This is a genomic window from Streptomyces sannanensis, assembly GCF_039536205.1.
Lineage (GTDB): Bacteria > Actinomycetota > Actinomycetes > Streptomycetales > Streptomycetaceae > Streptomyces > Streptomyces sannanensis.
The window spans coordinates 2,985,466-2,999,566 of record NZ_BAAAYL010000001.1; the positions used below are offsets into that span (position 1 = coordinate 2,985,466).

A 14,101-nucleotide genomic window follows, 5' to 3' on the forward strand; every position below is an offset into this window, starting at 1 on the left:
AGCGTCCCGGAGGAGCTCAGCCGAGCTCCTCCGGGCACGGTGTGCCGCGCGGCAGCCGGTAGGGCGAGGCAATGCGGTACGTACCGGGCGCGGGGGCGAGCAGTTCGGTCCACTCGTCGCCCGCCGCGTTCTCCTCCGCCTTCAGCAGACAGCCGTGGCGGTTCACCGGCCCCTCGGGCGGTTCCACGCTCGTGCCGTCGGCGTCGACCAGACCGAGCCACGGCGAGTAGGGCACCCGGATGAGCACCCGGCCCGCCGAGCTCACCTTCACGACCAGTTCGCCCGCCTCCGCCCGCTCGACGACCGCGGGCGGTTCCGCCATCGGAGTGGGGTCGGTGACGGCGAACAGCTGCCAGTTGGCGTCGCTCCAGACACGCTTCAGATAGGGCTGCCCCTGCCGGACCAGCTCCGCCTCCTGCTCGGCACCGGTCGAGTCCGGGGCCCCCTCCGGCAGCACCACGTAGTGCACGGCCCAGCGGTGCAGCCATGCGTGGTAGCTGTCGGCGTCGAGGGTGTCGTCGTAGAAGAGCGGATTGCGTTCGATGTCGGCCTGCCGGTTCCAGCCGCGGGCCAGATTGACGTACGGGGCGAGCGCCGAGGCCTCCCGGTGGCTGCTGGCCGGGACGACCTCGACCCGGCCCTTCTCCGCGCCGGCCCGCTGCAGCCGGTCCACCAGCGGTGCCAGCTCCCGGGCCCAGGAGGCGGCCGGGGCGGTACGGACCACGTCGTCGACGCCCTTGAAGCCGATCCAGGCGTTCAGCCCGAGGAAGGCCAGCCCCAGCGCGTACCAGCGGCGCGAGCGCGGCACGGCGTACGGCAGCGCGGCCAGCAGCACCACACCCGCGGCGATCATCGCCAGCCGCGAGACATTCGAGCCGATCTGCGAGTCGACCACCCAGGTGAGGACGATCCCGACGGCGTACACGGCCGCGCCGGTACGGACCGTGCGCCACTCCTTCGGTACGAGGACGAGGACGAGGACGGCGAAGAGCAGGGGCAGCGAGACCGTCCCGAGGGACATCGGCTGCGTACCGGAGAAGGGGAACAGCCACGCCGACAGCGCCACGACGAAGACCGGCGGGAGTCCGAGCGCGTACGCCGCGGGGCGCCGCTTGTTGAGCCACAGCGCCGCCGCGACCACGCCGAGGAACAGCCCCGCGACCGGGCTGCTCGCCGTCGCCAGCCCGGCGAGCGGCGCCGCCACCACGGCCTTCCACCAGCGCTCCCGGCGCTCGGCCACCCGCGGCCGGCAGAACACCGCGGCCACCGCGCCCAGCGCGAACATCATGCCGAGCCCGAAGGTCACCCGCCCGGAAAGCGCGTTGCAGAGGAACGCGAACACCCCGGCGAGCGAGCACGCCAGCGGATTGCGGACGGCCCGCACCTTGGTGAGGATCAGCGCGGTCAGGGCCGCCGACACGGTGCCGGCGACCATCATCGTCGTACGGACGCCGAGCACGGACATGAGATACGGCGACACCACGCTGTACGAGACGGGATGCATACCGCCGTACCAGGCGAGGTTGTACGCCGAATCGGGATGCCGGCCGACGAACTCGGCCCAGGCGTCCTGGGCGGCGAGGTCGCCGCCGCTGTTCGCGAAGAAGAAGAACCAGATGATGTGTGCGACGGCGGCGACCGCTGTCGCCACCGTCACGGGATGAAGCAGCGGACAGGACCTCGCCGGCGCGGTCGCGGAGGCCGCCGGCCACGTCCGTATGTGCGCACCACCGGGAGCGCTGTCGCGGCTCTCACGCGTCGGCTCGACGGTGGTCACTGCAACCCTCGCCATCCTGAGTCGGAAGTTGCCGAGGGCGGACGCCTGGCCCTTCGGACGCTAGCACGCCCGGAGTTCCGGCTCCCGGTGATCAACCGGGAGCCGGAACTCCTTGGCCTGCGCGTCAGCCGATGCGGGTCAGCTTCGCCCCGAAGTCCGGCTCGGCCAGGTCGCTCTGCAGCGCCACCGGCACCTTCGTCGCGTTCGGTCCCTCACCCACGGTCAGCGTGCCGACCACGGTCCCGGCGGCTGCCGAGTGCGGGATCCTGGTGCCGCCGTCGTTCAGGCCGATCTTCACCGTCAGGCCCGGCCAGCCGGCCGCGGCTACGTCCTTTGTGGCGATGACGGGGGTCGTCCCGCCGAGACCGTCGTCGACGAGACCGACGACGTCGCCCTTCTTCACGACTGTCTTCGACTCGAGGACTTCGCGGGTGGCGACGAGGACGTCCTTGCTGTTGGCGTTGACGATGTCGAGGATCGAGTCATCCGGGGACTTGGCGTATTGGCCGAGGAGGGCACCGACGATCATCTGGGTGCTGCCACCGACCTCCTTGCGCGAGGCGAAGAGGAGATTGCCGCCCGCCTTTGTGGTGCTGCCTGTCTTGATGCCGACGGCCCCGTCAAAGGGAACGACCGTGTTGTAGTTGGGCCACTCCTTACCGGACGGGTCAGTCCAGGTCGGCTGCTTGGTGATGTCCACCAGCGCCGGGATCTCCATCATCTTCACGCCCAGCTTCACCTGGTCCGCCGCCGTGCTCACCGTGGTGGCGTCCAGGCCGGAGGGGTCGGTGTAGGTGGTGTTCGTCATGCCGAGTTCCTTGGCGGTGGCGTTCATCTTCTCGACGAAGGCCTTCTCGGAACCGGCGTCCCAGCGGGCGAGCAGCCGCGCGACATTGTTCGCGGACGGGATCATGATGGCGCTGAGCGCGTCCTTCAGGCTGAGCTTCTGGCCCTCCTTGATGGTGTTCAGCGTCGACTCGTTCCCCGTCTCGTCGTAGCCGCCCTCCTTCTCGGCCAAGGCGTCCACCGGGATCATCGGACCGTCCTCGCCCTCCTTGAGCGGGTGGTCCTTGAGGACGACGTACGCCGTCATCGACTTGGTCACGCTGGCGATCGGCACGGGCTTCTGCTCGCCGAACTCGCCGACCGTGCCGAGACCGGACACGACGATCTGGCCCTGCCCCTCCTCGGGCCACGGCAACGACGGCTTCGACCCCTCGAAGGAGAACGTCGAGTCGGCGGTCAGCTTCAGCGCCGGGGCCGGCAGCGGGCGTACGAGCTGTACGACCGCAAAGACGATCAGGGCGAGGACCGCGAGCGGCGTCCAGATCTTGACGCGACGCGCGGACGTCCGCAGGAGCGTCTCCGGCGGGGGCGGGGTGTTCGTCAGCTCCGCGAGCAGATCCATCGGCGGCTTGGGCGGCAACTGCTGCTGCCGGGTCCGCTCGGCCTCGATCAGCCCGGCGGGCTTCCCGTCGGGCTTCTGCCCGGGAGGCGTGACGACCTTGAGCGCGGTGGTCGGCTGGTCGACGGGCGCGGGCCTGACGGCCTTCAGCATGGTGGTGGGCTGATCGACCTCCTTGCCCCGGTCGGCGGCCTTGTCGGCCTTGTCGGCAGCGGACGACGCCTTGGCTGCGGACGCGGTACCGGCCTCCGACGCCTCGTCGCCCTTGCCGGCGGCAGACTTGCCCGGTTTGTCCCCCTGCGGCGCCTCGGCGCCTGGCGTGTCTTCGGCCCCCCTTGCCTTGCCGGTCTGCGGCGCCTTGGCGGAAGCCGTCTTTCCGGCCTCCGAGGCCTTGGCGGGCCGGTCGAACCACGAACCCCCGCCGGTCTTCTCCGCGTCGCTCTCGACCGCCTTCTCGGCCTTCTCAGCCGCCTTGGGCTCGGCGGGGCGGTCGAACCACGACTCATCACCGGGCTTCGCGGCCGAGACGGGTGCCTTGCTGTCCTGTTCGTCCGCGGAGGCGGCCGCGTCGGAGGCCGCTTCCTCGCCGTCCGACGCGTCCTCGGAGTCGGCCTCGGCGTCGTCCTCGTCGGCGCTGTCGTCCGCATCCTGCTGCTCGCCGTCGGCAGCGGCCTCGTCCGCGGTCTTCACAGCGCCGGAAGGGGCGCTGTCGTCGCCCGAACCGGAATCGCCGTCCCCATCGGAGGCGTCGTCGGCGTCCGCGATCGCGTCACCGGCGACGGCCGCCTCGTCCGCCGTCTCCACGGCGCCGGCAGGCTCGTTGTCACTGCCCGGACGTCCGGAACCGTCGTCCTCGCCGGAGCGGTCGTCGGCGTCGGCCTCGTCGCGCGGTGCGCCGCAGGCGTCGCCCTCGCCGTCCGACGCGGCGGCGTCGGCGGCCTCGTCCACGCCGACCTCGTCGCCGCCGTCAGGTGACGTCTCGTCAGTGAGCGTCACCTCACCCTCGTCCGCGTCGCGTTCCGCGACTGCCGTCGCGACCGACGCGGACTTGTCGTCGGCGTCCGAGGAGCCGGAACCGCCGGCCGCCTCGGAGGCGTCGGACGTACCGGACGCGGTCCGGACGACGGCAAGTCGGGGGTCATTCTCGCTCGCAGTCGTCTCCCCCGACGACTTCTGCTGCTCCGACGTGTCGGGGGACTCGCCCGCCACCGATGCCTCCTTGATATGTCATGCCGAACCGTCTTCAAGTGTCCTGTGCGATAGGTCTGTCTTCCGTGCTGGACGAGAACGACATACCTATCGGTTCCCCCTCAAAGCGACCAGGCACTCTCGACAGACCAATGTGAGAGGGGTCACCCTGTCATTCATCCACGCGGGGAGGCATGGATGGGCAGGAGCCGCAGAACACTTCCGGAGGAGCTTCTGCTGCTCGCTCTGGACCCGACCACGGGTACCACAGCGCAGCCGCAGTCGCTCGACCTGGGCCTGGCCGGAGCACAGCTAGTGGAGCTGGCTCTGGCAGGCCGGATAGCCCCTGACGGGGATCGTATCGCCGTGGTCGTCCCACGGCCGACCGGAGATCCGACTCTGGACTCCGCACTGGAACTGCTGCGCAGGCGCGGCGCTCCCGTGCGGGCGATCCACTGGATCGGCGGGCCCCGGCTGGGGCTGCGCCAGACCTATCTCTCGCATCTGGAGCGGTGCGGCATGGTGCATGCCGTGGCGGGCCAGATGTGCGGGGTATTGCCGACGACTCGCTACCAGGCGACGGACACGGCCATCAGCCGGGAGATCAGGGCCCGGCTGGACTCCGCGATCCGCACCGGTGTACCGCCGGACCCGCGGACCGCGGCGCTTGCCGCGCTGGCCCATGCGGTCGGCCTCGGCAAGCATCTGTATCCCGGGAACGAGGGGCGTTCATCCCGCTCCAGGCTCCGGGATCTGATCAGGCACGACCCCATGGGCGGCCTCGTGGCGCACGCCGTGATGGACGTCCAGAACGGCGTGGGCGGTCAACCGCGCCGCGCCACCGCATCGGGACCCCGCCAGGCGGCGGGCGTGCCGATGCAGTCGCGCCGGGGGGCCATGGCCCGGGCCGCGGCCCACTGACACCACGGCAGCACAGCCAGCACGCCCGTAATACCGCCGCACCGACGTCCCCGGAGGGCCGGTTCGGGAACCGCAACAGGCGCGCGGGGCCGGTTTCTCCGGCCCCGCGCGCCCTTTTTCGTCGCTTCATGTGCCCGGATCGGAACCATGTGTGGCCATTTCCCAGCGCAGCCAGGAACATTGGTGGCAGTCTGATCGGCGGAAGAGCAGAAAAGCCACAGCCGGAGGTGCGTTTCCCGTGGCGTCCAACGTCAACCCCACCGTCAGACGCCGCCGTTTGGGCCAGGAGCTGCGCCGGCTCCGCGAACTCAAGGGTATGACGGCGGAGGAGGTGGCGGAGCGGCTGCTGGTCTCCCAGTCGAAGATCAGCCGACTGGAGAACGGACGCCGCTCGATCAGCCAGCGCGATGTCCGCGATCTGTGCGGGGTGTACGAGGTCGACGACCACCGAATCGTGGACTCGTTGATGCAAATGGCCAAGGACTCCCGCCAGCAGGGCTGGTGGCACGCTTTCGGCGACATTCCGTACAGCGTCTACATCGGTCTGGAGACGGACGCGGCGAGTCTGCGCGTGTACGAGCCGCAGATCGTGCCCGGGCTGCTGCAGACCCGTCAGTACGCGGAGGCCCTCATTGCCGGCGCGCTGCCGGAGACTCCGGGCAACGACGTCGAGAAGCGGGTCCAGGTCAGACTGCGCCGCCAGGACCGGATCGCCACGGACGACAATCCGCTGCGCCTGTGGGCGGTGGTCGACGAGGCGGCACTGCGTCGAGTGGTCGGCAATGAGCAACTGATGCGGGATCAGCTGGAGCACCTGGTGGAGCAGGCGCAGCTGCCCCATGTCACGGTGCAGGTACTGCCGTTCAGCATGGGCGCGCATCCGGGAATCACCGGGCACTACGCGATCCTGGAATTCCCTGACACCGCGGACTCCAGTGTGGTCTACATCGAGGGGGTCACCAGTGACCTCTATCTGGAAAAGGCCAATGACGTACAGAAATACACGGTGATGTACGAGCATCTGCGCGCCCAGGCGCTGAACGTCGATCAGTCCCGTCAGTTCATCATGGAGATCGCCAAGGGGTACACGAAGTAGTACGGGAACGCGGAGGCGGAACGGTACACCTAGGTCACCACGCGGTGGAAGAGCCGCATGGAATCTGCCATCCGGTCGGGTGAAAGAGCGTTCTCACCATTCGGGGCGCCGAGTAGCGTCGTGATCACGCCATCGGAACCGGTGGCGTGGAACGGAACGAACCACCGAACCGGAGAAACACATGGCAATTCATCAGGGCGCCACGGACACCTGGACCAAGTCCTCGTACTCCGGCGGAAACGGCGCATGCGTCGAGGTCAAGTCGCCGGTGATGCACGCGGTCGACGTGCGGGACTCCAAGGCCCCCGAAGGCCCCTCGATCACCTTCGCGCCCACCGCGTGGAGCGCCTTCATGGGCGGCGTGTCCGGGGGCTCCCTCGACGTCGCCTGACGACGCCGCTACGACACAAGTCCATAAGCACCGCTGTTCAGAGCCCTCTCGACTGGTCCGCCGTCCCGGCCGAGGGGGCTCGGCCCCTTATTTAGAGGCTCGGTTCTCCCCCAGACTTCGTCCGGGGGGACCCCCACGGGGCGCTGGAGCCTGTGTCGACGGTCGACCGTGCTCGAGCCCTCGTTCCTCGGGCCCTCCGCGCTCCACCAGCTACCTCCCCCCAGCTACCTCCCCCCAGCTACCTCTGGGGGTGCCCCCAGGGTGCCCCCCACTCCCTTTCACAGTGCCGATATGCGCCTCCGGCGCGTGACCGCGCGCCCTTTCGGCTCACTCGCCGGGTCCACCGGCGCACCGACACCTCTTCCGGCCACAGCACTAGCCGAGCTCCTGGTAGACGCGCGGATAGCGGGCCAGCCAGCCTGGCGTGGAGGCGGCCGGGCTGTGCAGGACCGGACCCTGGATCATCTCCATCGCGAAGTCGTCGGCAAGCTCCAGCACCGTGCCACGGCCCTCGAGCTCGGCCACCCAGGCGGGCGGCAGGGCGGTCTCGCCGTGCAGGGCGCCGAGCAGGCTGCCGCAGAGGGAGCCGGTGGCGGCGGAGGGCCCTCCGTGGTTGACGGCGAGACGCAGACCGTGGCGGACGTCCTGGGCGACCAGCGCGGTGTACACGGCGATGGCGAGCACCTCCTCCGCGCTGCCGCCGTCGCCGAGCGACTCGACGAGCCCGGGACCGGGGATGCCCTGCCGTACGGCTCCCAGCGCACCCTGGAGCGCGCCGGCCACCGGGTCGTGCCCAGGGCGCGGGGCGAGCTCGGCCAGGGCCCGTTGCACGGAGGTGTCCAGGGTCTCGCCGCGCGTCAGGCCGTGCACGATTACGGCGAAGGCACCCGCCGAGAGACAGGCGACCGGGTGCCCGTGCGTCTGCGCCGCGCACTCCACGGCGAGCTGGCACACCAGCTGCGGCTCCCAGCCCACGAGCAGCCCGAAGGGCGCGGAACGCACCAGGGCGCCCGCGTCCCGGGCATCGGGGTTCTTGGGGTCGCCGAGCGTGCCGAGCCGGCCGTCGGCAAGACCGGCGAGAGTCGCGGGGGCGGGGTCACGCCGGGTGTAGAGCCATTCCTCATGGGCCAGCCAGCCGTTGTCCTTGCGGCGTTCGTCCGGCCCCCAGTCGCGCTGGGTGGCGGCCCAGCGCAGATGCGCCCGGTGCACATCGGTCGGCGGATGCCAGGCACCGGTGTCCCGGCGCACCTGCGCGCGGATCAGCCCGTCGACGGTGAACAGGGACATCTGGGTGGCGGCGGTGACGGCGCCCCGCCTGCCGTAGGCGGGCACCAGGTCGGTCACGGCCTGCGACCCGTACGCCTCCCTGATCTCCTCCAGGGAGAGCGCGGCGACACCCGCGCCCAGCGCGTCACCGATGGCACCGCCCAGCAGACATCCGCGGACTCTGCTGCGGAAGTCCTGCTGCTCGGCACGGCCCCATACCGCTGCGGCTGCTGCGCTCATGGCGCAGCACTGTAACCGGAAAGGGTCACCACTTGTACCGGAGCGATATGCGAAGTGTTACGCGTCGGACCGGATGTGATCCCTGTGCTCGACGCACGGAAATCAGTCCGTCAGCAGAGGCAGCAGCTCCGGAAGATGTCCGTCCGAGGCGGCGGCCGCTCGCCGCCGCTCCCCCGGCACCTCGCCGTACAGCGTCGTACGCGGCCGGGCCGGGCGGCCGGCCGCCTCCGCGATGGCGACCAGGTCCTTGACCGAACGGTACGAGCCGTAACCGGAGCCCGCCATCCGGGAGATGGTCTCCTCCATCAGGGTGCCGCCGACGTCGTTCGCGCCGGAGCGGAGCATCTCGGCCGCGCCCTCCGTGCCGAGCTTCACCCAGCTGGTCTGGATGTTGGTGATGTGGGGGTGGAGCAGCAGCCGGGCCATGGCGGTGACGGCCCGGTTGTCACGGATGGTCGGGCCCGGGCGGGCGATACCTGCCAGGTACACCGGGGCGTTGGTGTGGATGAACGGAAGCGTCACGAACTCGGTGAAGCCTTCGGTCTCCTGCTGGATGCGGGCCAGCGTGCGGAAGTGGCCCAGCCAGTGGCGGGGCTGGTCCACATGGCCGTACATCATCGTGGAGGAGGAACGTATGCCCAGCTCATGAGCCGTCTTGATGACCTCGATCCAGGTCGCCGTGGGCAGTTTGCCCTTGGTGAGGACCCAGCGGACCTCGTCGTCGAGGATCTCGGCAGCCGTGCCCGGGATGGAGTCCAGGCCGGCCTCCTTCGCGGCCGTGAGCCATTCGCGGATGGACAGACCGGTGCGGGTGGCGCCGTTGACGACCTCCATCGGGGAGAAGGCGTGCACATGCATGCCCGGCACACGTTCCTTCACGGCCCGTGCGATGTCGAAGTACGCGGTGCCCGGCAGGTCCGGGTGGATGCCGCCCTGCATGCACACCTCGACCGCGCCCACGTCCCAGGCCTGGGCCGCCCGGTCCGCGACCTCCTTCAGGGAGAGGGTGTAGGCGTCGGCGTCGGTGCGGCGCTGCGCGAAGGCACAGAAACGGCAGCCGGTGTAGCAGACATTGGTGAAGTTGATGTTCCGGGTGACGATGTACGTCACGTCGTCGCCGACGACGTCCCGGCGCAGCTCGTCCGCGATACGGCACAGTGCGTCCAGTGCGGGCCCGTCCGCGTGGAGCAGGGCGAGCGCCTGGTCGTCCGTGAGCTTCTCCGGGTCGTCGGCGGCCTGCGTGAGGGCGGTCCGTACATCCGTGTCGATGCGCTGCGGCGCCATACCCGGGGCAGCCTGCTCGCGCAGGGCCTCCCAGTCGCCGTACACCTCGTCGAAGTCGTCGCGCCGGTCGGAGGTACGGCCCTGCGTGTCGATCGTGCGGTGCAGATCCGTACGCCCGGAGGATGCGAACCCCTCCTCGGGCTCCTGCCAGGGCAGCCCCGCGGGCTTCACGTCTTCCAGGGCCAGCCCGGTCTCCGGATCCGCCAGGGCCCGCACGTGCGGCAGCAGCCGCGGGTCCAGCCAGGGCTCGCCGCGACGGATGAACTCCGGGTAGACGGTGAGCCGTTCACGCAGCTCGAAACCGGCCGCCGCGGTCCTCCCGGCCAGCTCGTCGATGTGCGGCCAGGGTCGCTCGGGGTTCACATGGTCCGGCGTCAGCGGCGACACCCCGCCCCAGTCGTCGATGCCGGCGCCGATGAGCAGCGCGTACTGCTGGTCGACCAGGTTCGGCGGCGCCTGGATACGCGCGCTCGGCCCCAGGATGTGCCGGGTCACTGCGATCGCCGCGGCCAGCTCCTCCAGCTCCGCGTCCGGCATTCCGCGCATCGCCGTGTCCGGCTTGGCGCGGAAGTTCTGCACGATGACTTCCTGGATGCCGTGGTACGACCGCTGGAGGCGGCGCAGCTCGAAGAAGGCGTCCGCCCGCTCCTCGTAGGTCTCCCCGATGCCGATCAGCACACCCGTGGTGAACGGGACGTTGGACCGCCCCGCGTCCTCCAGCACGCGCAGCCGCACCGCGGGCTCCTTGTCCGGGGAGCCGTGGTGCGGGCCGCCCGGCCCGGACCACAGCCGGGTCGCGGTGGTCTCCAGCATCATGCCCATCGACGGCGCGACCGGCTTCAGCCGCTGAAGGTCCGTCCACGACATGACCCCCGGGTTGAGATGCGGCAGCAGTCCTGTCTCCTCCAGCACCCGGATCGCCATGGCCCGTACGTACGCGAGCGTGTCGTCGTAGCCATGCGCGTCCAGCCACTCGCGCGCCTCCGGCCACCGGTCCTCCGGCCGGTCGCCAAGGGTGAACAGCGCCTCCTTGCAGCCCAGTTCCGCCCCCTGCCGGGCGATCTCCAGGACCTCGTCCGGCGACAGGTACATCCCGTGACCGGCGCGCCGCAGCTTCCCCGGCACGGTCACGAACGTGCAGTAGTGGCACTTGTCCCGGCACAGCCGGGTCAGCGGAATGAAGACCTTCCGGGAGTACGTGATCACTCCCGGCCGCCCGGCGGCCTCCAGCCCCGCGTCCCTGACCCGGGCGGCGGACGCGGCGAGATCTTTCAGGTCCTCACCGCGCGCCTGGAGCAGCACCGCGGCCTCGGCGGCATCGAGCGCGACACCGTCGCGGGCCCGACGCAGGGCGCGGCGCATGGAGTTGGCAGTGGGCCGTCCGGGCTGCTGGTCAGTCATGGAGCAACCATACGAGCGGCCACCGACACGCTTCACACATGCTGTGCACAGTCGTCCAGGGCCCGCAGCACCGTCGACTCGTCACCCGGCGGCAGCTGCACCACGACCTCCTCGATGCCCAGCTCCGCGTAGTGGGCCAGCTTGCCCGGCGTCGGCCGCACCGCGTACGGCACGACCTCGAGCGCCCGCGGATCGCGGCCCGCCGCCTCCCAGGCCTCGCGCAGCACCGGCATCGTCTCCGTCAGCCCCCGGCCGCCGATCGGCAGCCAGCCGTCGCCGTGCTCCGCGATGAACGCGAACAGCTCCGGCCCCGCCGCACCGCCGATCAGGGTGCGCGGCGCACCCCCGGCCGGCTTGGGGTACGCGTAACTGGCCCGGACGGACCCGAACTCACCCTTGTAGGCGGTGGGCTCCTCGGCCCACAGCGCCCGCATCAGCGCCAGCCGCTCCGCGCCCAGTGGCCGCCTCGTGGACCACTTCACACCGTGGTCGGCGGCCTCCTCCTTGTTCCAGCCGAAGCCGACGCCGAGCGTGAAACGTCCGCCGGAGAGGTGGTCCAGGGTCGCGATCTGCTTGGCCAGCACGATCGGATCGTGCTGGGCGACCAGCGTGATGCCGGTGCCCAACGCGAGGCGTTCGGTCACGGCCGCCGCCTGGCCCAGCGCGACGAAGGGGTCGAGGGTGCGGCCGTACTCGCGCGGCAGTTCACCGCCGGCCGGGTTCGGGGTGTCCCGGGCGACCGGGATATGAGTGTGCTCCGGCAGATACAGGCCTGCGAAGCCCCGTTGTTCCAGCTCCCGGGCGAGGCGGACCGGGGTGATGGTCTCGTCGGTCAGGAAGACGGTGGTGGAGATCCGCATGGGCACCTCTTCTTCGTCGTGGGCAGGCTCTGTGCCGGCCAGGCCGTATGCCGTACCGTGCCTCCTCGCGGCCGCGCAAAAAAGCCCCGGCCGCTCATGTCCTGGGGGGACTTCTCATGCGCTACGCCACCGTGCTCGTTCTGCTCGCAGCGCTCTTCGGCGCGTCGCCCGCCGCTCATGCGGCGGCAGAGCATCAGCCCGTCTCGGTCCTCGCCTCCGTCTCCGGCAAGGGCAAGGGGAAGAGCAGCGGCTCCGGCAAGAGCGGCGGCAGCTCGTCCGGAGGCAGTTCCTCGTCCGGCGGGATCAGCAAGATCAAACCCGGTAGCGGCTCCGGCAAGAGCGGCGGCAGCTCGTCCGGAGGCAGCTCCTCGTCCGGCGGCAGTTCGTCCTCCGGCGGGATCAGCAAGATCAAACCCGGCAGCGACAGCAAGAAGGGCTCCTCCGGCTCGCACGGCCACCGTCACAAGAAGAAGAGCGGCGACTGGTTGTTCGGATTCGCGGTCTCGTGGTGGGTGTACGCCGCTTACGGCCTGGGCGGGCTGGTCGTCCTGATCGTCATCGCCCTCGTCGTCCTGCGTCTCCTGCGCAAGTACGCCGACGCCTGACACCGGACCGCCACTCCCGACCACTCTCCCTTGCCGCACCGTTCACAGCCCGGCGCCAGAGTTCCACGGCCTGGCGGACGCCGGAGCGATCGGACGGCGCGGCCTGCTCGTGACGGGGGCGGCCACCGCGCTTACGTTGGGCAATGTGAGCTTCGCGAACGCCGCCCCGGCCGACGGCGAGGAGACCCGGGTCGTGCGCGGCACGCTGCCACCCGGGTCGCCCGACTATGTGCACCTGCCCGTCGAGGTCCCCCGGGGGGTACGGGAGATCCATGTCTCGTACCGCTACGAGCATCCGCCCGTGCCCGCCGGCACCCAGGGCAACGCCCTCGACATCGGCATCTTCGACGAACGCGGCACGGACCTCGGCGGCCCCGGCTTCCGCGGCTGGTCCGGGGGCGCCCGCACCGAGTTCTTCCTCCGGGCCGACGCCGCCACCCCCGGCTACATCGCGGGCCCGGTCGGGGCAGGCACCTGGACCGTCCTGCTCGGCCCCTACACCGTCGCGCCCCAGGGCCTCGACTACGAGGTGACGATCACCCTCCGCTTCGGCGCGTCCGCCGCCACACCGGAGCCCGTATACCCGTCACAGCGCGCCAGGGGCCGTGGCCGCGCCTGGTACCGCGGTGACTGCCACCTCCACTCGGTCCACTCCGACGGCCGCCGCACCCCCGCCGAGATCGCCGCCGCCGCCCGCGCCGCCGGCCTCGACTTCATCAACACCAGCGAGCACAACACCCACTCCGCGCACAGCGCCTGGCAGGGCCTGTGGGGCGACGACCTGCTCGTCCTCACCGGTGAGGAGGTCACCACCCGCAACGGCCATGTCCTCGCACTCGGCACCGACCCCGGCACCTTCATCGACTGGCGCTACCGCGCCCGCGACAACCGCTTCGGCCGCTTCGCCCGTGACATCCGCCGCACCGGCGGCCTCGTCGTCCCCGCCCATCCGCATGCCGCCTGCATCGGCTGCAACTGGAAGTTCGGTTTCGGCGAGGCCGACGCCGTCGAGGTGTGGAACGGCCCGTACACCCCCGACGACGAGGTCTCCCTCCACGACTGGGACAACACCCTCGTCGCCGCCGTACGCGGCGGCCGCCGCTGGATCCCCGCCATGGGCAACAGCGACGCCCACCGCGAACACCGGGCCGTCGGCCACCCGCAGACCGTCGTCCTCGCCGACGACCTCACCCGCGAGGCGATCCTCGACGGCATCCGGGCCGGCCGCTCCTACGTCGCCGAGTCCTCCACCGTCTCGCTGACCTTCACGGCCACGGACGGCCGCGGACGCCACGCCGGCATCGGCGAACGCCTGGAGACCGACAAGGACACCCCCGTGACCCTACGGCTCGACGTCACCGGCGCCCCAGGCTGCACCGCCCGGTTCGTCACCGACCAGGGCCTGCTCCACACCGCGCCGCTGCCCGCCTGGGGCACGGGTACGGCGGAGTGGCACACCACGGCCGCATACGCGTCGTACGTACGGGCCGAGGTGCGGCACGCGCGCCTGCTGCCCGGACGGCCCGGCCCGATGGCCGCCTTCACGAATCCCGTGTTCCTGGGCGCCGTGGCGCGCTGATCGCTGCCGTGCCCGGCCGCGGTGCCGCACACCGCGCAGACGCCGAAGCCCGGCCCCTGGGGGAAGGGGCCGGGCTTCGGAGCTCGCG

The 14,101-nt window shown here is 70.9% G+C and carries 10 protein-coding genes; 5 read left to right on the forward strand and 5 right to left on the reverse strand.

What is annotated here, in order from left to right; translation table 11 throughout:
• Window positions 1–16 precede the first annotated feature (16 nt).
• Window positions 17–1,792, reverse strand: coding sequence for an MFS transporter (locus ABD858_RS14000; protein WP_345037193.1), 1,776 nt, complete (start codon window positions 1,790–1,792; stop codon window positions 17–19).
• Between the two features lie 109 nt (window positions 1,793–1,901).
• Window positions 1,902–4,391, reverse strand: a complete 2,490-nt coding sequence (locus tag ABD858_RS14005) for a D-alanyl-D-alanine carboxypeptidase family protein (protein ID WP_345037195.1) — start codon at window positions 4,389–4,391, stop codon at window positions 1,902–1,904.
• 177 nt (window positions 4,392–4,568) lie between these two features.
• Between ABD858_RS14005 and ABD858_RS14010 the strand changes: the two genes are divergently transcribed.
• The 3 genes from ABD858_RS14010 to ABD858_RS14020 all read left to right on the forward strand — a co-directional run bounded on the left by ABD858_RS14010 (window position 4,569) and on the right by ABD858_RS14020 (window position 6,778).
• Entirely contained in the window at window positions 4,569–5,291 is a 723-nt protein-coding gene (locus ABD858_RS14010; protein ID WP_345037197.1) for a GOLPH3/VPS74 family protein, read from the forward strand.
• 238 nt (window positions 5,292–5,529) lie between these two features.
• Window positions 5,530–6,387 carry a helix-turn-helix domain-containing protein gene (locus tag ABD858_RS14015; protein WP_345037199.1) on the forward strand — a complete coding sequence of 286 codons (858 nt, stop codon included), beginning with the start codon at window positions 5,530–5,532 and terminating at the stop codon, window positions 6,385–6,387.
• A 181-nt stretch (window positions 6,388–6,568) separates the two neighbouring features.
• The gene (locus tag ABD858_RS14020; RefSeq protein ID WP_345037202.1) at window positions 6,569–6,778 is read left to right on the forward strand and encodes a DUF397 domain-containing protein; all 210 of its coding nucleotides are present in this window, start codon (window positions 6,569–6,571) and stop codon (window positions 6,776–6,778) included.
• Between the two features lie 375 nt (window positions 6,779–7,153).
• On the opposite strand, the gene ABD858_RS14025 is transcribed toward ABD858_RS14020, so the two are convergent.
• The 3 genes from ABD858_RS14025 to ABD858_RS14035 all read right to left on the reverse strand — a co-directional run bounded on the left by ABD858_RS14025 (window position 7,154) and on the right by ABD858_RS14035 (window position 11,829).
• Window positions 7,154–8,284, reverse strand: a complete 1,131-nt coding sequence (locus ABD858_RS14025) for an ADP-ribosylglycohydrolase family protein (protein WP_345037204.1) — start codon at window positions 8,282–8,284, stop codon at window positions 7,154–7,156.
• Between the two features lie 102 nt (window positions 8,285–8,386).
• Window positions 8,387–10,969 (reverse strand): bifunctional FO biosynthesis protein CofGH, encoded by a 2,583-nt coding sequence (locus ABD858_RS14030; protein ID WP_345037206.1) that lies wholly within the window; start codon window positions 10,967–10,969, stop codon window positions 8,387–8,389.
• A gap of 32 nt (window positions 10,970–11,001) precedes the next feature.
• Window positions 11,002–11,829, reverse strand: coding sequence for an LLM class F420-dependent oxidoreductase (locus ABD858_RS14035; RefSeq protein WP_345037208.1), 828 nt, complete (start codon window positions 11,827–11,829; stop codon window positions 11,002–11,004).
• 116 nt (window positions 11,830–11,945) lie between these two features.
• Here ABD858_RS14035 and ABD858_RS14040 point away from each other — a divergent pair, with 116 nt between their 5' ends.
• Both ABD858_RS14040 and ABD858_RS14045 read left to right on the forward strand, forming a co-directional pair.
• Window positions 11,946–12,434: a hypothetical protein gene (locus tag ABD858_RS14040; RefSeq protein WP_345037211.1), complete on the forward strand. Its 489-nt coding sequence runs from the start codon at window positions 11,946–11,948 to the stop codon at window positions 12,432–12,434.
• Window positions 12,435–12,504: 70 nt separating this feature from the next.
• Window positions 12,505–14,013 carry a CehA/McbA family metallohydrolase gene (locus ABD858_RS14045; RefSeq protein ID WP_345044519.1) on the forward strand — a complete coding sequence of 503 codons (1,509 nt, stop codon included), beginning with the start codon at window positions 12,505–12,507 and terminating at the stop codon, window positions 14,011–14,013.
• The last annotated feature ends 88 nt before the right edge of the window (window positions 14,014–14,101 follow it).

Excerpts from the sequence above, each read along its gene's own strand:
- ABD858_RS14000 (WP_345037193.1), bottom strand. The coding sequence starts at position 1,792 with ATGGCGAGGGTTGCAGTGACCACCGTCGAGCCGACGCGTGAGAGCCGC.
- ABD858_RS14010 (WP_345037197.1), top strand. The coding sequence starts at position 4,569 with ATGGGCAGGAGCCGCAGAACACTTCCGGAGGAGCTTCTGCTGCTCGCT.
- ABD858_RS14020 (WP_345037202.1), top strand. The coding sequence starts at position 6,569 with ATGGCAATTCATCAGGGCGCCACGGACACCTGGACCAAGTCCTCGTAC.
- ABD858_RS14025 (WP_345037204.1), bottom strand. The coding sequence starts at position 8,284 with ATGAGCGCAGCAGCCGCAGCGGTATGGGGCCGTGCCGAGCAGCAGGAC.
- ABD858_RS14030 (WP_345037206.1), bottom strand. The coding sequence starts at position 10,969 with ATGACTGACCAGCAGCCCGGACGGCCCACTGCCAACTCCATGCGCCGC.
- ABD858_RS14035 (WP_345037208.1), bottom strand. The coding sequence starts at position 11,829 with ATGCGGATCTCCACCACCGTCTTCCTGACCGACGAGACCATCACCCCG.
- ABD858_RS14040 (WP_345037211.1), top strand. The coding sequence starts at position 11,946 with ATGCGCTACGCCACCGTGCTCGTTCTGCTCGCAGCGCTCTTCGGCGCG.